Genomic DNA, 25273 nt, shown 5'->3' with positions numbered 1-25273 from the left:
CCAGCCGCTGATCTTCGCTCAGCTCCTCGAACTCGGAGCGCACTGTGTCTGTAGGCGTTGGCTCGACGTCCGTGATGGGCGTGGAGGTGTGGGGGCGAGCCGGAGTATCGCCCGGCGAAACCGCGTGGGTGAGGGAGGATGGGTGTAGGGCGCTCGGGGGCAGGTGCGGAGTGTGGGGGTCGGTGATTACGGTCATCGGGTCGAGCGGGTCGCCGTCCGGTGTCCATCGTGCCGGTTCCTTCGTGCGGAGCGCGGCGAGGGTCTCGGCGATCATCGGCGCTGGGCCGGGGAGGCGTTGCGATCCGGGGTTGCGGGGGGAGCGCTGTGCGGAGAGCTGTGGCTCCGTGACGAATTCGGAGCGTTCGGGGAGCAGAATCTCCGCGTCGAGGACGAGTACGTCGTTCGCTTCGTCTCGGGTCGCAGCGGTGATGCGGTAGCGGGTGTCGCGGGCGAGCAGAAGTTCGTTGTCGCGGGGGACGCCGCTGCGCGGTCCGATCCACAGACCCTCGGCCCCGGGCGGGACGGTGAGATTCACGCGGTATTCGAATCGGCGGCCGTCCGGCATGGTGGCCAGGTCGCTACCGACCGAGGTGGACAGGTAGCCGGGCTCCTGTTGCACCGTGCCCACGAGGTTGGCCGGGTCTGCGAAGGAGCTCACGGGATTTCCGTTGCGATCCCGCATGAACCCGATGCTGGTCAGCCCGCGCACGACCCGGATCGGCTCGGTGTTCGGCAGTGGCCGGGTCGCCTGATCGAGCGTGCGGATTCCGTGCTCGAGCACGTCCAGACTCGGTGACGTGCCGAAGTAGCGTTGGAAGAACGGTTGCAGCGTCACGCGGTAGAACTGATCGTCCGCGATCAGCTGCGCGAGCGTCGACTCCGGGTCGTTCCGGCTCGCGATCGCGTCGATCAGCCGCCAGGCCGTGTTCGCGCGGTACGGATCCGGAATCACCTCGTACGCATGAGCTTCCCCGGCTTGCCGATGCTCTGTGAGCTCGGCGAGCGAGGGCTCTTGCTGCCCGGTCAGTTCGGTCAGCAGCGCGATGTGCTCGCTGGCGGTACGCCCTTGGTCGAGAACTTCCTGCGCCCGGTTGCTGCCCTCGCGCAACAGCGTGTTGTGGATCGCCGAAGCGTGGTAAGCCCACGCCGCGTGCTGCTGTTCCGGGGTGAGCCGGTGCCATTGGTCCAGCACGGTCTCGCCGTAGTGCAAGCCTGCGTCGTCGGAATCGAATGTCCGAGTGCCGTTTTCGTCGAGGCGTCCGGTGTCCTCGGTTGCGGTCGGTGTTTCCGGTCGCCACTCGCTTCCCGGAGGTGGTTCGTATGCGGCCGGGGTGTGCAGGTGGTCCGGGTGGAGTCGGAGCGGGGCGCCGTCGGCGGTCCGGGCCACCTGCAGTTGTTCCGGGTGCTCGGCGGAGGCGTACAGCAGGGCGAACGGCGCTTCCGATGGGCTGTGCCGGTAGACGTCGCGGGGTGCGTCCGGATGCAGCACGACAACATTGAGTTCGAGTTCCCGGGCGACGATGGGCAGCAGGTCGGCACTCATCAGATGGTCGGTGGGCAGGTTCGCCGCCCGCACCGCGTCGAGTAGGTACCGCAGCCGGTCCTGCGCGCGTCGGCGAACGGATTCGTCGAATTGCTCTGCGGATTCCTCGAATTGCTCGCGGCGCCGGGTTTCCGCCGCGAGGTCCTCGTCGGTCCTGGGCAGCGGATCGTCGAGGCCGAGTTCGCCTCTCACGACGAGGTCGGACTGCATGCGGATGCGACGCCAGCTCGCCGCGTTGCGTTCGATATCCCAGCGGGCGCGGCGGAGCTTTTCGACCTTCAGTTCCTTCAGCCCATCGGGGGTGAATGTGGGGAGCAGGTCGATATAGTCCGCGAGATGCGCTTCCATGCGCTCGGCGAGCGAGGTGCGCAGCTGCGTGGATGCCGCGTGACCGGAGAAGTGGGCGAGTACGTCCAGCAGATGATTTCCATCGTGCGGGGACGGTTCCCAGATCGGTGCGGGCGGCCCGGTGTCGTCCTGTTGCGGTTGCCATTTCACCACGATCCGGCGTCTGATGTCCGCTACGCCGACACCGGGTTCGGCGTCCTGGAGCTTGTCGGCCTCGAGTCGCAGCTCCACGGCCAGTTCGGGAGGTACTCGAAGCGCTGTCGCCGCGCTGTGGAAGGCGTTCTGCAATTCCGGCCGCAATTGCCGGGCCAGTTCCAGGGCCTCCCACGGTTCGGCGGAACCGATCGCATCGTCGATCCTGCCGAATTCGCGCAGCGCATCGGTTTGTGCGGGGGTCAGATCGCGGAACTCGGGAGTCGGCGTGCGCGCCGCGGCTTCCTCCGTCGGTGGGGCGTCGACCTCGTGCGTCGACAGGTCGTCGGAGGGGCCCGCCTGGAAGTCCGCACTGCGGTATCCGGCGAAGTCGTCAGCGGCGTTGAATCCGGCGAAATCGTCCCCGAAGTCGTTGCCGAAATCATCGGTCGTGCGGGTTTCCTCGCGTGCGACGTCCTGCAGGCTCATGCCGAAGTTGTCGGCTTGGCGCTGCCAGTCCACGGCCTTCGGGGCGGTCGTGCCGAGTGCTTCGGCCGCGCTCGCGAGGTCGTCGAGCAGGTGCGGGCGTATCTGTTCGATGAGGTGGAAGACGTCGTCGTCATCCATACCCGCGAACGAGAGCTTGTCCTGTAGGAGGCGATGGATGTCGGCGTATCCGCGCAGCGCGTGATTCTCCTCCGGGGTCAGATCCCGGATTCCGGTGTGCGCCTGACGCGTTGGGGCGCCCGTGGAAGCGGCCGGATGGTCCGTGGGCGATGCGGCCGGGTGGTCGGGTCGGGAGGCGTCGTCGGTGGTCTCCGATTGTCCGTCGTCGGTGGTGCTCGCTTCGTCGGTGGTGTCGGCGCGCAGGACCGGGCCGGAGTGACCGGGCAGGTGCAGGTGTGGCTGGTCGGGATCGATGCCGTTGGCGCGGAACAGGTTCCGCACCTCTGCGTGGAATTCCTCGAAGGTGCCCGCGCCGTGCGTTCCCAGCGCGTCGTGCACCAGTTCGGCCCGCACCTCGCCGAAGCTGTCCACCGGTGGTTCCGCGCCGAAGCCGACTCCCGCCAGCACCTGCTCGGCTCCGCGCGGCACGTCCCACTGGAACATCTCGATGTGGTCGTTCTGGAATTCCCGGAACCAGCCGGTGATTCGATCGACCGCGTCCCGATCGCGCGCATAGATCACGATCCCGTCCGCGCGCTGCCCGAATGCGGTGCCGACCTTCGCCGAATACACGCCCGGGAAGTCGTGCGGCCGGTCCAGGACGTTGTGCACGAATTCGCCGAAGACGTGCGGTCGTGCGTTGCCGGAGGTGTTCACGAACATCTTGAAACCGACGTCCTCGCTGCGCATCCCATCGGGGCGGTCCACCCGGTGGAAATGCAGGAAGGAAGGATCGTCGATCGCCCAGAAACGCGCCATGGCCGGTGAGAACGGTCGTTCGGCGTCGTCGGTGGCCACCTGCGCGCCGGGGGCGCGGTGTCGCAGGATGTCCACCAGCTGGTCTCGATACAGCTGCGGATCTTCGGCCCGAGCGCCGCCGCCGGGCCGGGAGTACATCGCGTAGACGTTGCGCGAGGTCCGGATCCATTCGCGGTGGTCCCACACCTCCCGCAGGAAGGTGTCGAAATTCTCCCGCGACACCGCCGGAACGGCCAGCCCCTGCTGCTCGTAGGACTGTGCCCGCAACGTCTGCAGCTCGTCGAACGAGAGGTCCGGCAGCCGCTGATGCAGCACCGAGTACAGGGTCTCCAGCGTGCGCGGTGCGTTCAGGATGGTCGAGAACTCTCGGCGGGCGCGCGTGGCGATCGGAGTCGACGGGTCCGTGGTGGGCGGCACGCTCGGTCGTGCGAGCAGCAACGGCGGCGGCGCCGGTCTGCGGGGCTGTTCCTGTGTGTCGGTCGAACGCTCGGGTGCAGGGGCCGAATCCGTTGAGTCGGTGCCGGATTCCGCCGGGCGGGTCTGCGGGCCGGACTCGTCCGCGCGCTCGCCGCCGGCGGGCGCGGTATCGGTGACATCGCGAGTGTCGCTGCGGCCCTTACCTTTCGGATCCCCGGGCGGATTGCGGTCCGGGGTGTCCGTGAACGGTCCCGGGTTCGGCCCGAGCCCGGACGAGTGGCTCGGGTCCGATGGCAGCAGCAGCTCGGCGTGCAATACGGGTAGCCCGCGGGCGGGACGCTCGACCTGGGTGATCCGGTAGCGGGTGTCGCGCGGCAGGATGAGTTCGAGCTTGTGGCGATCGCGGGCGTCGCTGCCGATGTAGACGCCGCGAGCACCGGGCGGAACGGTCAGTGACACATGGTATTTCATCGTGTCCGGCATGTGCCGGACGCGGGAGGAGAACGACGTGGACAGGTAGCCGGGTTCCTGCTGGATCGCGCCGACCAGGAGATCGGGGTTCCGATCGCCGAGCGGCCGCCCGTCCGCGGCGTTCAGGAAATCGATCGTGCTGAGGCTGCGGGTGACCTGAACCGCGCCGTCGAGCCGCAGCGGTGTGCCGGTCGCCTCGTCGAGCACCCGCATGTGCTCGTGCAGCGGGCCGGGCGTTAGTGGTTCGGAAGTGTTCCGGGGGCCGAAATGATCGCGGATCAGCTCGTACATGCGGGCATCGGATCGGATCTGCTCCCACCGCGCCCCGGGCCGGGCATCCAGGAGTGTGCTCGGTACCGCCAGCTGCTCCGCATCGGACGACCAGGGGGACACCCCGGCGCGTTGCAGCTCGTTCTCGCGGGACTTCCACAGCTCGGCGCTGTCGACCAGATGGGCGACCCACCGGTCGATCCCGGAGGCCGTGCCCCGGCGCAGAGCGATATTGATCAGGGCGCCCTCTTCGTATCGGCGGAGGGTGTGTCGCACCTCGCCGGGCAGGTCGTCCCAGGTGCGCAGGACGTTGTGCGCGAAACTCTCGCGGGCGGCGTCGTCGGCGAAGTAGCGCACGCCGCCGACGAGCCGACCCTGGTCGGGGAGTGAATCCGGTTGCGGCTCGGTCGAATCCCACGATGAACGTCGGGGTTCGCCGGTCGGTATGTACCGGACGCCTCCGCGGTTCGGTGCGGAGGGGACGACCTCGGCCGTGACGCGTCCGTCCTCGGTGATGCCGGTGAAGCGGAATACGGTGTCGCGGGGGAGCAGCAGTTGCGGGTGCGCGGGATCACCGGACAGCAGGCCCCGGACACCGGGCGGCACGGTCAGCTCGACCCGGGGACGCGTCGATGAGGTCTGCGCGGCGGCGGTGAAGGTGTGGTGCAGGATCTCCGAACCTGCGCCGACTGTCGTGAGCTGACGGGCGAGCGTGCTGTCCTCGCTCACCAGATGCAGGGCAGTGGTGATCGGCAGCTGTGCGGATGTGGCCTCGTCCAACCGCCGGATCTGGTCACGGAGTGCATCGATGCTGAACGGCGCGTTCAGGTTCGCGCCGAAGTGGTCGTTCACTTCGTGGTAGCGATGGAAGTCCTCCACCACGGTCTGCCACTCGCGGCGCGGATCGTCGGCGGCGAGCAGGTTGCGCAGGACGTCCATCATGCCCAGCGCGGCCGAGTCGATTTCCTCCTCCGGGACCTGCTCCATGCGCTCGAGCTGTGGACGGAGGTCGTCGAACGCGGGCGGTTGCTGGCCCGGCCACAGGATCGCCATGCCTTCCGGAGCACTGGTCGCCGCATCCCAGTCCCGGACGAACCGGTCGGGATCGGCCAGGAAGTCGTCCACCACATCGGGTTTGCGAGTGTGGCCCACGACCGCGGATCGGTGTCGCGGACTCAGCTGATCGAGCGAGGTAGCCGTTCGTGTGGTGAGTTGTGGTGTGCGCGAGGTGGTTCCGTCACCATCCACGGTGGTGCCATCGATGCGCTGTGTGGGCCGGGTGATGATGACGTCCGAGGTGCCCACGCCTGCGTCGCGGTTGCGGCTGAACAGGCTGCGGATGGTGCGGACGGACGATCCTGCCGACGTCCGGGTCCGACCGTCCTGTGCCGCACGGGATGTCGAGGCCGTGGCGGTCGGCACGGTGGAGGTCTCCCGGCTGCGCAGACGGGAGACGAACCCTTGCAGGCGTCGCAATCCGGTTCTGCGAGCGGAGCCCTGCGCGGAGCCGCCGGGATGTGCGCCGTCGAGACCTGGACCGGCTGCTCGGTGGGATGTCGTGTCGCCGCGCGGAGTTCCGGTGTCGCTCACGCGGTCCCGGGGTGCGCCGATGCGGATATCGGACGGGAATCGGGGGACCGTCGCGCCGCGTGGGAGCAGCGGGCGGACCGTATTGCCGTCGGGGGTGTACAGGATGGCGTGCACGGCGGCCGGGCGTTGTTGTCCGGGCAGCGTGTGCGTGGGGTCGGCGGCGTCGTAGACGCGGACCAGGCCGCGGTCGTTGACCATCAGATAGGCATGTGCGCCGATGCCGTTCGCATTGGGGGTGGCGTGCACGGCGACGACGAGGGCTCGTGCGCCGGGGCCGTGGATCTGGAGGTTCCGGACGATCGTGCTCTCGTCGGGGAATCCGCGCAGTCTCCCGCGCGCGCCCCATTCGAGGTCCCGCCGCGTGCGGCCGGGCAGGGAGGTCGAGCCTTGCGGTATGCGGATTCTGTTGCCGCCCGGAGCATTTCGGAGGGCGGTGAGGGTTCCCACGACGCAGTCCGCACTCGTCTGCGAGTCGGGCGACGTCGTTGTACGACGGTTCGTGACCACCGTGTGGGCGGTGGCGCCGTCGCCGCGGACGGTCCGCGAGATCCGGACCGGGGTGTTCGTCGTCGTATCGCGGCGCAGTCGGTCCAGGGGACGGCGGAACAGGTCACGGAAGTGGCGGCGCGGGGTGTCCGTGGTCGGGCGGGGCGTCGCGACGTCGGTCGTACGATCCGATGTAGCGCCGATTCGGGAAACCAAGCGCCGCAACCGGGTCCAGGGGTTGCGCGTTCCCCGAGCGGAGGTAGTCGTGTCGCCGGTGCGCGTCCGGGCGCTCCCGTCGAACAGGGGGATCGTGCGGCCGCGCTGCTGCGTTTGCGAGGATGCCGGGGCATCTTCGGTGGATTCCTCGACGACCTTGGGCAGTGTGAGGTCCTCGGCCGATGTGATCTCCTCCGCCGGTGTGGCCTTCTTGGACGACTCGGTCTCTTTCGGTGGCTCGACCTTCTTCGAGGACGTGCTGGTCGCGGGTGCCTCGAGGGCATCGGCCGGCTTCGTGTCCCGGGGTGCCTTCTCGGTGCCCTTCGGGAGCGCTTCATCTCCGGAAGACGTGAAGTCTCCCGGAGGCGCGATGTGTTCGGTCGATGTGAGATCCTCGGACAGCGTGCTGCCTTCGAACGGTGCGAGATCCTCGAAGCGGGTGCCGGTCCCGAACCGCGGGAGCGTCCCGGTTTCCCCGAAATATCTTGGTAGCGAGAAATTTTCGTGAGATGTCGGCATGCTCGGGAACGGGCTGGTGGTACCGAACATACGGGGGTCGGTGCGCCGTGTGGTTCCGGCGGGGAACAGCGGGAAGCGTCGTTGCGTGGTGACCGAGGGTGATCGCTGATCGTCCAGAGATGAGGTCGACCGGGCGCGTCGCCGCGGTCGGGTGAGATCGATCTGCTCGTCCGAGTAGGACCGTCGCGGCTGCCGGGTCGGCTCCTGCGGGGTTACAGTCCGGTCTTCGGACGGCGTACTCGTACCGTCCCGGGATGTGGACGGCTCAGATGGCGGTTCGTACGTGGACCGGAGGTTCTCCAACCTGGGCCGTGGGCGTATCGATCCGACGAAAGTGGCTGTGGGCAGTTCGGATTCGGAGCCCGCGCGTTGCCGGTGGAACGGGGATGCCATCGGCATCGGATCGTGCAGCTCGTCGTCGGAATCGTGTGCCAGCGCCTCGTCGAGGGCCGATTCCTCCTGCGTCACTTGACGAATGGGCGCGTACCGCATCGTCTCGGTGGACTGTACGGTGCGGATCGCCGGGACGATCGTCTCGTGATGTTGCGTCGACGGGTCGGTGTCGTCGATCGAATCCGCTTGCACCGCTTCGTGAACGGGCCGGTTCTCGATGGTGTCTTCGAGGAGGTCGAGCGCCTCGTCGTCCATGCGGAGTGTGGCTCGGATGTCTTCCAGCCTGCGCGGTGGGACCATCTGCCACCCGACGAAAGTGGCTGTGGGCAGTTCGGATTCGGAGCCCGCGCGTCGCCGGTGGAACGGGGGTGCCATCGGCATCGGGCCGTGCAACTCGTCGTCGGACTCCTGCTCCAGCGTGTCGTTGCCGTCGAGGTCGGATCCCTCCTCCGTCGCTCGAGCAATGGGGAATCGCCGCATCGTCTCGGTGGATCGGACGGTGCGGATCGTCGGCGCGGTCGTGTCGTGGAGCTGTTCCGTGGACTCGGCTTCGGTGATCGAATCCTTCTGCGCCACTGGTGGTATGCGCTCTTGCTCGATCGCCGGTGGTGTGCTCGTCTTCGGAAGCTGCTCGATCTTCGGAGTCGGGTCTGTCTTCTCCTGCGCCAGAGTCGATTCGACGGCTTCGACCGTCTCGGTGTCGAAGGTCGGCTGCTGGACGGGCTTGGTGAACGCGAACGGCTCGCCGTCCGAGTCGAAGTCGTCCAGGTCGTTCCGGTAGGCGGTGGGTCCGGGAGGTCGCTGAGCCGAGGGAGGACCCGGGGGGAGCAGCGGGATGTCCGGTTCGTGCTCGTCGGTGCTGTAGACCGACTTGTCGTCGTCGAAAACGGCTTCGCCGTCGTCTTCGGACAGCGGGTTCTGGACGACGGTCTTCGCCGATGAGCCGGGGATGATGGGCTCGGTGATGGTGCTCGGGTCGGTTTCCGGCGTGGACGAGGCATCGGTGATCGTGCTGGTCAGGTTGGGATCGATGGCCGCCGAGGAGGATTCGACGGTTGTGCTGGGGGTGGGGCCGGGTGTTGCGGACGAGGATTCGGCGGTGGTGGTCAGGTTGCCGGTGGCGGGTGTGGTGGCCGGCTCGAGGAGTACGTCTTCCGAGGCGTCGTCGTGGGCAAGGTCTGTCTTCTCCTGCGAGACAGCGGGTTTGCCGACTTCGATGGTCTCTGTGCCGGTGATCGTTTCCTCGACCAGTTCGGTGGACTCGAGCGGCTTGTCGTCCGAGGTGATTGCCGGGTGCGACTCGTCGAGCTGCGGTATCGGTCGGATATTGGTCTGCGTGGCGGATTCGGGCGGGTGCAGGGTGAAGGAATGATCGCCCAGTTCGGTGTCGGGAGGGTCGAGCTCTTCGTCCGAGTCGAGCTGTTCGAAGTACGTGGTCTTGGGCGTGAGGGGCGCCTCGTCCGAGGAGTCGTCGTGGTGTTCGACGGTCTTCGCCAGCGGTGTCGTCGTCGAATCTGGTTCGAGCGAGGGGGGAAGCAGACCGAAGGGGATGTCCGGGTCGAGCTTCTTCGCCACCGATTGTGTTGTGTTGCTGGTTGATTCGCCGCCGGACAGGACAGCTTTGCTGTCCTCGGCCGAGGAATCGTGAATGATCGTGCCTGTGGGAGACGCGGGCGGGAGGATGAGTTTGCCGTCCGCGTCGTACAGCCCCTTGTCGGGCTTTTCGAGCCCCTCCAGCGACAGGGCGATGGCAGCGGCGAGGTCGGGGTCCTTCTCCTCGGCCTCGACCTTGGCCTTGGCGGCGGCCGCGTGGAACTCGGCCACGGATTCGTCGATGGCGGCGGCGAGCTCCGGGTCGGTCTGCTTCAGGTCCGGGCCGGTGACTTCCTCCGCCACGGCGGGTGCGCGCACGACGGTGACGGCGGGGTCGGTGAGCGCCTCGTCGAAGGTGAGATCCACGGGTTGGCTGTTGGCGTCGAGCATTTCGCCGGGCTTGGAACCGGCCGACGGGAACCAGAGGTAGCGGGCGGCCTCGGCGTCGCCGAATATCGCGATCCGGCCCGGACCGGGTGCGGTCTGGGTGTCGTCCTGCGGGTTGTATTCGTCGAATTCGAAGGTGAGCAGGCTGGCGAAATCGTCCCAGGGCCTGGTCGGCAGGGTGAGCGTCGGAGTGTGATCGCCGGTCGGTACGGCGAGGTGGTAGTGGTTGAAGGCGACCAGGGTCGCGGCATCGGCCGGTGCCTCGGCATTCGGGCCGAAGGTCTGTCCCCGCCGCATGTCCTGGCCGTATACGCGCACGTTGCGGCTGTTTTCGCTGAGGCGGGCGAGTGCGGCCGCGGCGGCCTGGGGGACGACATGGAAAACATCGGTTCGCCAGACGCCGCGCTGTGTCAGCTGCCGGACCTGACGGATGTATTCCGCGAAGTGGGCGATCTGGTCCGCGGCCGAGATCGGGTTCTGCTCCTCGGCGGTGGTGAGTTGCCTGCCGACGTTCCGGTCCGCGTTCCTGATGGTCGTGAAGGCCACCAGGTATTCGCCCATCCTGGGCCCGACGAGTTCGGCGGCGGTCATGAGGCGCAGGTCGCGGATCCGGCGGTCGAGTTCGGTCGCCGAGTCGTACGGAGTGCTGTACAGGATGCGTTCGAGAGCGTGGAAGAAGCAGTCGCCGTCCGGCGGCATCGATTCCCACACGTATCCGTGCGGTGCCGCGATCCCGTCCACGACGCGCGATCGGGGGCCCGTCTTGCGTCCGACCTTCGGCGACACACTGCTGCTGCCGCCGAACAGGCTCGAGATGAAACCCTTGGACTTGGTCTTCGGCTTGGACGACTCGGCACTCGCCTCCGCCTCGGTACCGGCCTTGGCCGCTTTCAGTTCGGCAGCGAGCTCGTCGGCCTCCGCGGTCTGCGCCTTGATCGCCTCGGGATCGAGTTTCTCGGCACCGCTCGGATCGAACTTCTTGGTATTCGAGGTGGTCGCGTTCGAAGACTTCGTATCCGGTCCGGTCTCGGCATCGGTCGCGAGCTTCTCGGCTGCGGCCTTCTCGGCTGCAAGTTTCTCGGCTTCGGCTTTGGCTTTCTCGGCTGCGAGTTTCTCAGCCGCGAGTTTCTCGGCTTCGGCTGCGGCCTTCTCGGCTTCGAGTGTCTTCGCTGCGGCCTCGGCCTTCTCGGCTGCGGCCTTCTCGGCCTCGGCGTCGTCTTTGCTCTTGTCGGGGTCCTTGGTCTTGGTGTCGTCGTCCTCGGTATCGCTCGTCGGCTGCTTCTTCTTGGGCTTGTACTTCTTCTTGGGTGCGGCCTTCTTCGCCTCGGCGTCCTCCTTGGCCTTCGCCTCGGCTTCTTCCTTGGCCTTCTTCTCCGCCGCGGCTTTCTCGGCTGCGGCTTTCTTTTCAGCTGCGGCCTTGTCGTCGGCCGCCTTCTTCTCCGCTGCGGCCTTGTCCTCTGCCGCCTTCTTTTCCGCCGCAGCCTTGTCGTCCGCCGCTTTCTTCTCGGCTGCGGCTTTCTTTTCCGCCGCGGCTTTCTCCTCTGCCGCCCTCTTCTCGTCCGCGGCCTTCTTCGCGGGATCGGTCTCGTCGCCCTTCGGCTTGCTCCCCTTCGGCGGCACGACGAGAGTCGAATCATCCTTGGGCGCAATGGCTTTCGGAAGGTTGGCACTGTCCGGCGGCTTCTCGTTGGAACGCAGGATGAGATCACCGGTGACCCAGAGCGTCCCCTTGGGCCCGATGACCTCGACCACGGCCACCGAACGCAGCCGCTGACCTTCCGGTTTTCCGCCCTTCACGTTGGTGCGGAACAGATTTCGCAACACGCTGCCGATCGCGACGGTGCCGCCCTTACCCGAGACGTCGCCGCCGAGCGGGATGGTGGGCCCACCGCGGTCGTTGGCCTGCTTGGCCCCGAGGTAGCTGAAACTCAGTGCGGTGTTGGTGTTTCTGCTCGACGAGGAGCCCATGTTGTCGACGGTGAATTCGAAGGTGTCGAAGGCGATCTGGTCGTTGCCGTCCTCCTCGCGCGGCGAATACAGGCTCATCTTGACGACGGTGTCGCCGATCTTGACACCCGCCGCATGCTGCTGCGGGGCAGGCATGGCGCCGGTCTGCTCGACGTTCAGGAACGGGCCGGTGGACTGCGGTCCCAACTCGACGAAATCGCCCTTCGCGACCAGCGTGACCAGGCGGTTGTACATACCCTCGGCGACCCGGGTGCTGTCGTTGGTGCGCAGCGACGGATCGACCCGCAACAGCGCCTCGGCGAACTGCTGTGACGCGTCGAATTCGCGAATGTCGAATGCCAGCTTGGGTTTCCAGGAGGGCACGGACAGCAGCTCGCGCACGTCGTCGGGCACCTTTTCGGCCGGTTCGACGGCGACGGCCGCCTCGAGATCGGCGGTCTCGGGAGTCCCGATGGCTTTGGCGGGTTCGAGCTTGCTCTTGGTCGGATCGAAGCCGAATACCTGTGGCTCGGTGCGCGCAACCTCGGCCGCGGGGGCCTGGCCAGGCTTCGGGATCGGCTTCGTGTCGGCCTCGTGCACGCGCATGAAGGTGGTGGCCGTGACGGTGTCGGATCTGGACTGACTCGGGGTCGGAATCTCGTCGGGATCCAGGCCCGTCACGACGCCCCGCCACTCGCCGGTCGTGATCCGCGCCCACCCGTTCGCGATCGCGTTGCCGCCCGCGGCGAGGACGTGGCCGGTCCCGACGAGCAAATCGCCGAACTTGTCGAACAGATACCCCGACAGCGTCTCGTCCATCGTCCGCCAGTCGACCGTGACGGTCCATTCGGTGGGGATCTTGAACTCGTACTGACGGGCGGAGCTACGCTGCCAGGCGCTCAGGTCGCGGGTCGAGTTCTGTACCTCGCTGTGCGTGCCCGTGCGCTGGACCGCGAGCGTCGCCCCGGGACGCTGCTGATTGCTCTGCCCGCCGAGGGTGACGCTGAGCTGGTTGCTCTGACTGTGGCTGCTGCCGACGCTGGTCGCGCCGGGCTCCTCCAGGGCGTTGCCGTCGGCGCGGATGTGCCGGTGCACGTTGTCCAGGGCGGCGGTCCGGGGGACCATCTTGCCCTCGATGGTGGCCAGGGTCTGGCCGTCCGGCATGTCCTTGTCCGGTCGGGGACGTTGGGTGAACGTGACGCCGACCATGCGCGGGACGCCGAGAGACCGGTCGACGAAATGGAACGAGTGTTTGCCCTCGGATCCGGCATTGGCGAGGTTGCGCACGCCGTAGCTGGTGGTGTGCTCGTTGATCAGCGGGGCGACGCCGGGGTGGTAGTTGCTGTGGCCGACTACGGTCGCGCCGGGGGAGATCTTCTCCAGCAGAGCCGTGGCGGAGTTCTCGAGCGAGCCGCGACCGTCGTCGAAGATGACCTCGGTCGCGCCGCCGAACGCGGGCAGGGCCTTGGCCGTCTCGGGCTCGTCGCGGCGCTTTCCGACGTAGGCGTCCGACAGCAGGCGCGGCTCGATCGGTACGTAATTGTCGACCTTCTTCTCGGTGCCGTCCTCCTGGATCTCGGTGATCGGCTGGTTCTCCTGGCCCTCCGGGATGATGTCGAGCTTCCACCCCTGCTCTTTGGCCGTCTTCTCGAACAGAGCCTTGTATTCGGGATGATCGTGCAGGTCGTTGTCGGTCAGGAAGAACTCGAGCCGGTCGGGGGCGTCGACGATCCGGCTGCGGGTGCCGTACGGCTTGCCGAGCCCGAAGACGGACAGGGCGAAGTTGCGAAAGCCCGCCTTGACGGTGACCACGTAGTGGCCGTCCGCGGCGAACCGGTACACCTTGCCGCCGTAGTCGGAGGTGACGCGCATGCTGTCGGTGGCGTCACCCTTGGTGACATGGGTGTTGGTGGAGTTGCCGCCCCGCCAGCCGCCGCTGGGCCGGAGGCTGTGATCGGATTCCCGGCCGTAGGTTCCGCCGACGATGAGCGCTCCCTGGTGGCCGTGGTTCACGCCCAGGTTCCGGATCCTGGCGTTGTTGGCCTCCATCCAGTGTTCGGTGTCGACCGCGCTCGGTTTCACCGCCCTGATGTTGTCGAAGAAGCCGCGGATGTCGACGCTGTAATCGGTGCCCGTCACCTTGCCGGGGATTTCGGTCTCGAACTTGTACGAGTCACGGAAGATCAGCGGCGCGTACATGAGCATGTGCTGCGGGGACAGCGAGGCGTGCAGAACCGAGCTGGCCTGGGACGCGGGGTCGGTGGCGGGATCGCCGAATGCGGTGCGCCAGACCCACTTTCCGACGCCCGTGGCCTTGCTCCACGCCCAGTGACCCCAGGTCTCGCCGTCCTCGGGGGTGGTCGTTCCGGTGTCGTCGCCCTTCGCGGTCTCGTCGGGCCAGGCACCGGGGATCTTCGGCTTCTGCTCGCCCGGTTCGGCCGCCTTCGGGAGCGGCTCGAGTTCTTGTAGCGGCTTCGGGGCCTCCTCGGCGTCGGTTCCGGTGGTGACGGCCTTCTTCGGGATGGTGATGGTCGTCTCGGGAAGAGCCTGCTGGGAGGTCGCGGTGGTGCCGCGTTCGGGGAGATCGATCGATTCCGGCTGGTTGTCCTGCTTGCCGAACCACGGACCGAGGTTCGGTCGCCATCCGCTCAGGTCCGGCACCCAGGAGTGGAAGCCCGCGCGATGGCTGCTCCACCAGGAGGACGAATCCGCGGTCCGCCGCGCGCGTGGTTCGGCGATCGGGAGTATCGGACCGCGATCCTCGGGGAATTTGCCGGGGATCTTCAGTGTGCTGGTGTCGAGGTCGCGCCCCTCGGCCGCCGCCTCGAGTTCGATGGCGTCGATGAGACCGGTCGTCGCCTCGTGGATGATCTCGCTGACCGGGTGGTTGGCGACGACGGCGGACAGCGGGATCCGGCCGACGCCGTTCTCGATGGATTGTTTCTTGGCCGCGTCGAGTCCCTTGGTGATATCGGCGGGAAGTGCGTCCTTGGGGCCGTGATCCGAGCGGATTTTCGCTGGGACCAGCAGTGCGGTGTTCGGTGTCGCGCTGGTCAGGTATTGCGGGACGGCCAGGCTGACCTTGCCCTTGCCCTCGATCGGCGCCGGGCCGTGGCCGTGGCTGTAGGAGATCTCCGCGACGAACCGGGTGGGCACGCCGAAGATCTCGAGGCCCGCATCGCCTTTGTAGTCGTCCTCCGCGGAATTCTTCGGGCTGAAGGTGTAGTTCTCCTCGGCGTGGTACTGGGCGGTGCCGTCGCCCTTGGACTCGCCGTAGTTGAAGTCGTAGGAGGCGCTCACGCTCGCCAGCCGCTGGGTGCCGATGATGTTGAGTGGATTGGTGAACGACGCGCCGGTGCCGGCGTCCATCGCGAGCGGGGTACTTTCGGTTTCCTCACCGGAGGACAGGATGATGCCGCTGTAGTTCATCGTCTGGAGGATGGGTGTCCGCCAGTCGTGGGTGACGCCCTCGTTCGAATCGGCCTTCGGGTCGTATTTGCCGTCCGGGGTGTTGTATTCCCGGACGGCCTTGATGGTGACGGTGATGCGTGCGGGATCCAGACCCGCGGCGGTGGTGCCGTTGAATTCGGTGCGGAAACCGAGCTGGAGCATTTCGTCGAAGGCCGCGAGCTTGGTCAGCCGGGCTTTCATATGCGAGAGCGTGCGGGCGTTCTCCAGGCGTTCCTCCGCGGTGGAACTCAGGTCGAGGATGTCGTTCGCCTTACTCGCCGAGGGGAGGAAATCCATATCGGAGACGAACTTCTCGATACCGTCGGCGATATTGCCGGGTATTTCGACCTGGAGTGGGGTGGTCAGCAGGTCGAGATTTTGCAGATGCAGCAGGTGTAGGGGGAGGAAGCGTTGTTCACCGGCCTGAGGTTTGCGGCCGAGGGCCGATTTCGACGGCACCAGCATGTTGATCGGGTACCGCTTACCCGTGCGAGTGGTCGACGTGGTGTTGTCGGTCTTGTCCTTGACCGCTTCCGTGTCATCCCCGGCTGGCTTTGTGTCATCCCCGGCTGGTTTGGTGTCGTCTGTGGCCGTTTTCGTGCCGTCTTCCACCGGGACGGTGTCTTTCGTGGATGTCGCTTTTCCGGGGTTGTTCAGGGGTGTGCCCGGCTTCGGCAGAATAGGGGCCCCGTCGGGGCGGACGAATGTGACCCGGATTTCCATATCGGGTGTGGTGTGCAGCAGACGTGAAACTATGCGCAGCGCGCGGGATACGTAGCCGCGGCCACCGTAGGTCAGCGCATGGCTGTTCTGGTGCGTGACACCGCCCTTGAAGAGGGTTATATTGCCGCCGCGGGTCGCATAGCCGGTCGCCTTGTCGGATTTGCCCTGCGCCAGGCCCAGGGAGAACGACATCGCCGCGCCGAGCCGGTTGGAGATCGCGGCTCGCCCCTGTGTGCGCAGGCCGCGCACCACGTTGTATTCGAGCCGGGACTGGCCTTCCGCGGTGACTGGGCCGGTGAGGGTGTCCCCGCCGTGGAAATCGACGATCTCCACATTGAAGTAGCCGAGCGGTGTACCGGATTTGGTATACATCGTCGGTGATTGCACCGAGCCGCCGTGCATCATCGGGATATTGCCGCGCAGATTATCGCCGAAGAATGTCCGCAGCTGGATCGCCGACGCCTTCGAGATCTGCTTTATCTGGTCGGGGAATCCCTTCATCACGTCGGCGAACAATTCGTCGTGCGCCGGGAAATCGAGCGGACCGTAGAAGGGCATCTGATCGGCGGAGATGTACGGGTTCGGATTGTCGTCGGACTCCGAATAATCGGCGGCGCGATGGAACGGAATCGGAGTGTACTTGTCGTCCTTTCCCGCCTCCGGAATTTTTATCGTGTTGTCGTGCAGATGGTTGGGGAACCAGGCGGTCAGGAGGTCGGGGGCGGCCTCGTGATCGATTTTCACCCAGTCGTCTTCATGATCGCGGATATCCGGTGACAGCACACCGGCGAGGCCCTCGGGGTTGTACCGCATCTCCCAGTGCATATCGAAGTCGTGCGGCACCGCGTCGGAGTCGGTGCTGCGCTTCTTGATGACCGATTGCACCGATCCGATCACGGCCATGGCCGAGGCCAGCCGATTGTGCATGAAATTGAACTGTGGGGCCAGACCCCAGTTGACCAGTTTGCCTTTGTTCACCTCGAACAGGTGGGTGTACAGGGCACTGAACGATCGCTGGTTCTGCTCGCTCGCGGAACTACCCTTGTCGACGTTTCCGTAGGTCCAGCGCTGGATGCTCACCGCCGGCCCGTCGTTGGGCCGCGAGTGCTCACGCGGCTCCAATCGCAGGCGCAGGAATACCGGGAAAGGGTTGCCGTTGTATTCCGCGGCCAGCGGCATACCGGATTTGCTGAACAGTCGGTACGTCTCGGCCGTGGTCAGGCGTGAGGTCAGTTTCTGTTTGACGGCGGCGTGGAACGGGTCTTTCGGGGCCTGGGGGCCCTTCAATGCGTTGGTGAGTGCTCTTTGCCGCCTGGCATCGGGACCGGTGTAGGCCGGCTTCTTACCCTTCGCCGGTTTCCCGACCTCTGCCGGAGTCACTGCCTTCTTGCTGGCGTCGGGGCCTTCGGTGTCCGCTGGTTTCGTACTGCTCGCGGTGGCGACCGGTTGTTTGGCGGACTCGGTCTCCACGAAGTGGATGACCTGTTGGCGGAGCCACTTGATCGTGTTCTCCGGAATCGCCGCGACCTGAACGAGGTCCTCGGCGCCTTTGAAACGCCTGCCGAAATTCCAGACCGTTCTACTCAGATTCGAGTCGGACGGGGGGTCGGTCGATTCCGAGTCATCCGTGGACCGTGCGCCGATCATGGTCGTCGCGGGCAGCTGATCCGGCATCGCGGGATCCATGGTCACCGGGACGCCGTCGGCGGAGTAGAGCACCGCGTGCGTGCCCGCCAGCTCCCGCGGCACGTTCGGCGGGAAGGCGCGGGTATCCGGGTCGGACGCATCATGCACCGCGACAGTGCCGTCATGGTTGACGCGCAACAGATAGGCATGCGCGCCAACACCATTGGCGTCGGTGTACCCCCGGTAGTCGTCCACGACCAGGGCCACCGCACCCGGGCCGAGCTCGGTCAGCTGCGTGGCGATGTCGTCGTGGTCGGCGAACTGCCGCAGCGGCGCACCGGCGTTGTCCGACAACGCATCCGCGGGCATACCCGTGATTCCGGCGAGTGATTCGGGCACCTGCGGACGCGGGCGTCCGGTGAACGTCGAAAGCTGTTCCAGCGCAACGACGGCGCAGTTGACCCCGCCCCACACCGCTGCAGGATCCTCCGGGGCGATGTACTCGGGCAGGTGGGCTCCCCGGCTGTAGACCGGCAGCTCGTCGAACGCACTCATCTCGGCGGGCATTCCGGCCCGGGGTCCGGCGATCACCAGCTCGCTGATGTCGCGCTCGTCCATCAGGCGTTCCAGCACCCCGGCGGTCGATTCCCCGGACCTACCGGTGTCGGGATCGTAGACCCGGAAGTCGTTGGTGTCGCCGATGCGCTGCACCGCGAGCGCGCGGGATCCCCGGGAGTTCAGCATCCACACCCGCGCATCGCCGGACAGCGCCGTCAGCTGGACCCGTGCGCGCCCGATGGCAGTGCCGCCCAGGGTCTGTTCCGCCCAGCTACGCCACTGGTCGAGGGTGCGATCCTCGGTGTTCGCGCGCAGACCGGCGATGACATTGATCGCATTCTGGCGCTGGTCGGATGTCAGTGTCGTGTAATCGAATTCGGTGGTGCGCGTGGTCCCGTGCAGCAGCCAGTCCATCGCCAGCCAGCCGCCGAACCGGCCCACCGTATCGCCCGCGACGGCCTGGGCGCGGCGTTCGGGAAAGACCGCCAGCCTTCGGTGGCCCGTGCTGCCGCTCAGGTGCAGATAGGGGTTGCGCATGGTCGCGGTCGGATGCCACGGCTCTTCGTGCACGTTCGTCCGGCGGCCGTCGACCAGCGCGGTCGGAATCCGGCGGGAGAATCCCTGGAACAGTCGCCTGAAGCCGAATCTCGACGGACCGGGTTGCGGTCGTTCGTACGGGGCCGTCGTCGCGGGGAATTCGCGCGGTGGCGCCGCCTGCTCCTGCGTTTCGGACGGCGGCACCTTCTCGTACGGCGCGGTCGAACCGTCGAACGTCGGGGTGCCGTACTGATACCTCGCCGGTGTCGACGGGCCCGCCTCGGTCCGGGGCTGCTGGAGCGGGTTGGTCTGTTGGGCGGCAAGCGAATTCGCGGGGAAGTATTCCGAGAAGACCGACTTGTGACCGGTCGTTCCGGGCATGTCCTCCGGGCGGAAGGTGGGCGATGGCGTCGCCGCGCCGCTCCGGTCGTTCTCGTCGCCGAACTCGTGCGCGGTGTTCGTGTGCGGGCTGTTGCCCTGTTCCGAGCCGGGCGAACCGAATTCCGGGTCGCCGAGCATGGTTTCGATCGTCGGCAGGTCTTGCCGCGGCTGGAATGCGAAGGGCCGCGATCCGGGAGACCGGTCGACGCCCGGAATCTGGTGCGCCGGGGGCGGTGCCGCGTGAATATTGTTGCTGCCGTCGGTATTCGGGGCCGGGCGCGTGGTGTCGGTGGATCTGGGTGGCGGAGTGACGGGGTTCGGGGTGTCGGTGCCCTCCCCGAGTGGAGGTGCGCGTGCGGGATCCGACTCCGCGCGACGCGAATTCAGCAACTGCTGTTCGACCGCGGCCTTCTGCAGCGGTGTGGCCTGGTTGCGCAGGTCGTTCTCGGCCGTGTTCAGGGCGCTCCTGGTCTCTTCCAGTTTCGCCTCGGTGGCCTCGTTCCGATTGTCGTTGTGCGCCTCGGTGGCCGCCCGGTGCTCCTGCGCCGCTTCCTGATAGCGCGTGATGAACGTCTTCACACGGACATTGGGCGCGGCACTGCGGTAGTCCTCGGGCGAGATGTAGTGCACGGCCTCGCCGGGAGTGCCGCCGGTTGCCCAATCGCCGTTGGGGTCGCCGCTGCGCGCCGCGCGTGTCTCGGCCTGATGGTTCACGCGTTCGGAATATGCCGGGCCGCCACTGATCTTGACCTTCAGGCCGCCGTTCGCGATGGCCTCCTTGGACGGGGTGATGTCCACGCCGCGGCCCATCATCTTGTTGCCCAGGATGATTCGGCCCATCTCGCCGCCGTCCTTGATGATCTGCTGCATCGCCTCGTTGGCCCGGTCCTTACTGCCGTGCGAATCGACCCAGGCGACATCGAGTTTGTCGAATTTCACGTCGAGTCCACGCTCGTTCGCGGCGTGGTCGAGCGCATCGGCCAGCCGCTGGACGTCGGCGTTGTCCATGGCGATCGCCAGCTGTGGTGAACCCTTCTGCTCCCATTCCCCGGTCTTGGAATCCTGCACGAACGCGGTGTCCAGGATGTCGTTCGCCATGGCCGTGAACTTCTCCTGGCCGGAGGTGAAATGCCGGGCGTCCGGGGTCACGAGTTGCGATTTGAAGAATCTGTCCACCCGCGAGATGGGTCCCGTCCCGTACTCGTCGTGCATCACGTCCTCGACGCCGCGCGGATTGCCCTCGGAGGGGGTGAGCAGGGTGCCCGACATCCCGGTGATGTGCTCGAAATGGCCGCCGCTGAAGATCTGCTTTCCGGTGATGCTCAGCGAATGCTCCGAATCCCCCGTGATCTCCAGGCCGTTCTTCACCTCCAGATATTTGGCGAATCCGTTCCACCGGCTCGAGCTCTGCTTCTCCGGATCGTCCATGACCTGGTCGTTGGTCTGCGACGAGATGATCTTGATCTTCCCGTCGTCGCTGACGTGGTAGTCCGAATTGCGTTCGGGTCCCCATTCCGCCTGCGCCGCATGCGCGAATTCCTCCGCGTCCGCGTCACTGATGTTCTGGCCCGATTTCAGCATGATCGCCAGTTTGGCTCGGGCGAAACGGGTCATCTTCGCGTCGAAGATCCCGCGCTTGTCCGGATCCTTGCCGAAGTCCTCGGGACCGAGCACGCCGCGTTCTTTGGCCTCCTGCAGCGTGTTCCAGATGTCGTGCACGCGACCGGCGAACTGCTCGTCGGCCGGACCGGATTTCCCGGGCGAGAGGACGTAGTGGGTCTGTTCATCGATCAGCTGCGCATCGATCTCGTCGATGGTCAGGTCGCCGCCGGGGAACGGCTCGAAACGATCGGGCAATCCCCGGCTTTCGGCTGCGGCGTCCAGAATCTGCTTGTACTCCTTCATCGACGGCGCCTGCTCCAGATCCGCGCGCAGCTGCGTCAGCTCCTCGGTCGACATACCGCTTTCCTTCAGTTTGTCGACCACCGCCTGCGCCTCCTTGACCGCGCGGAATCCGTAATCCTGGGCGGTGCCCAGGACGATCAGCTTGCGGCCTTCCACCCGCTCCGGGAACGGCTGATCCGAATCCAGGTGGTACACATCGATTCCCAGGTCGTGTTCGCCCGCGACCAGACTCTCGAATTCGTGCTGCATGTGGACCACGAGCGGATCGCTGCTGGTCATCACATGGGCGATACCCTTTTCCAGGACGGTGCGCGTGGCGTGCGAGATGGCGGTCAATTCCTTGCCCTCGCCGGTGTCCATCTCGACCGGGCCGTGCCGCATCAGAATTTCCGACGTCAGCTGGGTCCACCGCAGCACCTTGCCCCCCGGACCGCCGATCTTGCCGCCGGTGCCGCGGCGGAACAGTTCGATCTGCGCCGCACGGGAATCCTTCTCCGAACTGTCGAGGATCCGCTGCTCCAACTCTTCGTTGCTCAGCTTCGCCAGCGGCCCCGACCTGTCCTTTCCGGCCTGGACGTCGTAGTGCTCCAGGAGCGCCTCGGCCGCCGCCTTCGCGGCCGAGACCCGCTGCTCGCGCACCAGCGGGAAGGCGTCCTCCTGGCTGATGTGCCCGTCCTGGAACGCTTTCCAGGCATCGGCGCCCGCGGTGTCGGCATCGGACATGAGTTTGTCCACGGCCGTCTCGACCGTCTGCCGATGATCTTCGGTCGCCTGCTCGTAGACAGTCCGAGCCTCGGAGATTCGGGTGTCGTCGTGGGTGGCCTCGGCCACCTCGAGTGCGTGGCGGGCGTCCTCGACGCTGCTGCGGGAGCGCTCGATCGTCTCCTTGACCTGCTGCTGATGCTGCTGGGCGCGTTCCTGCGTGGTGACCAGGCGCTGGAGTAGCTCGGAATCGTGTTTCGGCGGCGTGGTCTCGGCGGGGAAGTCGTTGTGCGACTGCGGATCTTCCGGACGCGGTTGCCCGCTCGTCGAGCGATCGGACGTACCGGGAGTGCGGACCTCGGTGATTCTCGAATCCGACAGAACCGTATCGAGGGTCGTCGACCTCGGCACCGGTCGACCCTCCGCGTCGGTCAAACCGCCGGACCTGGACCAGATGTATCGAGCGCCGGATTCGTCGCCGAATACCGCGAGATCGTGTTCACCCGAGGAGCTCTTGGCGAAGGCGGTCTTGGACAGCTGCTGCGGCTGGGCGCCGAGTTCGGTGACCTCGTTCCAACTTCGGCCGGGTGGGCCGTCGAACTCGTGATCGGTTGCGGCGGCGGGGATGTCGTCCGGCGGTGCGGACTCCTCATGTGCCGGAGTCTCGGTGAGATGCGGGGCGGTATCGGTGGACGAGCCGATCCGGACATTGCCGGTGGCGCCGACGCCGTCGAGGTCGCGGCCGGGAGCGTGGGTCGGCGTGCCGTCGGCGGTGTACAGCACGGCGGTCACGCCGGCGACCTCGTCGCGATTGTGGAAAACCAGCGGGGTTTCGCGATTGGTGGCGGGATCCCAGACCCAGGAGTTCTTGTTGCGGACGGTCATCACCACGGCGTGTCCGCCGATGCCGTTGCGATCGGCCGGGCCGCGGTAACTTTCGATGACCGCCGCCTTCGCCCCGGGGCCGAGTGCGCGCAGCGCCTCGCCGACCGCCTCGTGGTCGGGGAAGCTCTGGAGTGTTCCGGTGGAGCGCATCTCGAACTCGAGCGCGTCCATGCCGCGCAGGCCCACCGGTTCCTTGGGCGCCAGGATCCTGCGGTTCTCCGGGAAGTCGGAAGCCAAGCGCCGCAACACTTGTCGGCTGCAGTCGTTGACGACGCGCTCACCGGTGACGTAGTCGGTGGAGTGGCGCTCGTACCAACCGCCGGGGGTTTCGTCGGACCGGTCGGTCAGGGTCGGCTTCTCGGTCGCCTCCTCGGCCGGGCCCCGGGGCGGATCGCGCCGGTCCGCGCTGATGCGCGACTCCGGTTCGTTATCGGATCTGCTTGTCTGCGAACGATGTTCGGTATCGGTACGGCGGATCGGGCTGCTGCCGCCGGTGTCGTCGTTCTTGGTGCGGGACCGGAACGGGTTCGTGTCGTTGGACCGGGTATCGGAGTCGGTCCTGGTGAGCGGGGTGCTCTGATTCTCGTTGGGGCGCAGAGTCGTGCCGGCGTTGCGGTTGTCCTGAGGCGTGGTGAACCGGGTGCCGGATTCGTCGGGGACTTCCTCGACGGTGGTGCGGAACGGGTTGTTGCTCCGGCCCTTCAGGGGCTCATCGGTGATCCGGTTCGGAGTCTCCGACTCGTCCGGAACGTCTTCGACCGTGACGCGGTATCGGCTGCGGTCCGGGTTGTTCGTGCCGTTGGTGGTCCGGGTCTCGGTGCTGGGCGTCGCGCGCAGCTGGTCGGTGCCGTTGGCGGTGAGTTTCGTGTCGGGCGTACGGAGGGCGTTCTTGCCGCCCAGGGTGGATGCGGGGCGGGACTGGTCCTGGGTGCCGGTGCGGAACGGGTTGGTGGGGGTGGAGCCGTCCGCGACCTTCGTGGCCGAGGAGAAGACCCGGGGCGGCTGGGACGGCCGCGTCGAGGAACCTTCGATGTTCGACGACGATACCGACTGTCGCGCAGACGAATTCGTGCTGTTGGAGAGGTCCGTCGAACGTATCGGAGAGCTCTGCGGGTTCGTGGTCCGGTCGATGTTCTGCCGGAAGGGGTTGGTCTGCTCGGATCCGTTGCGGGTGCCGTTCGTCGACAGATTCGTATCCGGATTCCCGTTCAGGCGCTGATCGGTGGATCCGCGGGTGGGGGACCACTGCGAGGCCGGGCCGTCCTCGGAGGATCGGCCGTTCGCTTGGAAATCCTTGGCCGACCCGTTCGTCCTCGGTGTCTCGTACTGTTGCCCGTTGTCCGTTCTGTTGTTCGCGGTAAGGTGAGAATTGTTGTCGCCATTGATATTTCGGCTGTTGCTGTCGAGATTGGCGGCGGGGCCGTTGCGGTTGCCGGTCGAGAAGTCGCTGCGGTTGTTCGGTGTGACGCCGTTGTGGGTCGTGCCGTTCGTTGTGCTCCCGTTGACGTTGCCGCGGTTGCTGGTCCCGTTGATATTGCTGCCGTTGCGGGTGGCGTCGTCGACGTTGCCGCCGTTGCGCGCGGGCCCGTTGCCGTTGCGTTCGGCGCCGTTCGTGGTGGTTGTGCCGTTGTGCGAGATCTCGGGCGAGTTGTTGCTATTACCTTGTGCCCGTTGCGAATTGCCGTTGACCGGCGGTGAGTCGTGAGTGCTCGCCGGGTTGTCGGTCTTGCTGTCCGACCAGGTGGGTTTCGTATCGGACTGGAAGAAGCTGCCGTCGCTGTATGACGGTGGTTTGTCCTCCGCGCTGTAGGCGGGCAGCGTCTCGTACCCGCCCATCCCCGCGGTGAACTTGCCCTGGAAATGGCCCATCACGCCGTGCACGCCACCGACGAGACCACCGCCGACACCACCGAGCAGGGCGGCCGGATCGAATTCCCACTGACCGGTCATCGCGCCGTAGGCCACGATGCCCGCGCCCGCACCGACGACACCGGCCGGAATACCGGAGCCGACCGCGACCAGACCGGCCTTCCACCAGTTCATTCCGCCGTTCTTGGCGACCCACCCGCCCAGGTATTTACCGCCGAAGTGACCGATCGGCGTGGCCACACCACCGGAGATCGCGCCGACAGCGCCGGTGATGAACATCTGTTTGACGTTGAAGCCCTTGCTGTGTCCCTCGCTGAGCTCGATCCCCTGCGCCAGGGCATCGGTCCCGAGTCCGATCGCGCCCTGCTTGAGCACCTGGATCGCGGTGAGTTTCCACAGCGGGGTGGCGGCCAGTCGCGACGCCCGCGCGGCCAGCGTGGCGGCCAGCCGCGAGGCGATCAACCGCATGATCCCCGCACCCTCGGCCTCGATGAGCGAGACCGCCCACGCTCCCCACAATGTGGCCAGCGCGTAGGCGATTTCGGCGGCCATCACCGCCAGGGTGATGATGATCTGCAGCTTGGCGTACTCGGTCTGCTGTCCGCAGTCGAATACCGAGTCGGCGAGTTGTTCGAGCCCCTGGACGATCTTCTCGACCGAATTGTCCCCGGAAAAGAACTGGTCGAACTGGGATTTCATCTGATCCGCGCCGCTACCGCTGTAGTTCTGCGACGCGGTGTCACACGCGGCGTGCAGCGGAGCGATGATCGCGTTCAGCGCGTTCGATGCATCGGTCCAGTCCTGGCTCAGCGCGAAGAGGGCGTCCTCATCCCCCTTCGGCCAGGACGACCCGGCCAGATACGACAGCCACTGTAATCCAGGCGGAATCTCGATGCTCAT

Annotated in this window: 1 protein-coding gene (only partly in view); it reads right to left on the bottom strand. The window is 66.5% G+C overall.

The window, feature by feature from the left end:
• A protein-coding gene (locus tag ON40_RS30785; protein ID WP_040828364.1) for an ADP-ribosyltransferase crosses the window boundary here: on the bottom strand, window positions 1-25273 show its 5' portion. 5864 nt of this gene lie to the left of the window's left edge; only the first 25273 of its 31137 coding nucleotides appear in the window; the start codon lies at window positions 25271-25273; the stop codon falls past the left edge of the window.

Source organism: Nocardia jiangxiensis NBRC 101359 (assembly GCF_000308615.1).
GTDB lineage: Bacteria > Actinomycetota > Actinomycetes > Mycobacteriales > Mycobacteriaceae > Nocardia > Nocardia jiangxiensis.
This window is presented reverse-complemented; position numbering and strand designations above follow the sequence as displayed.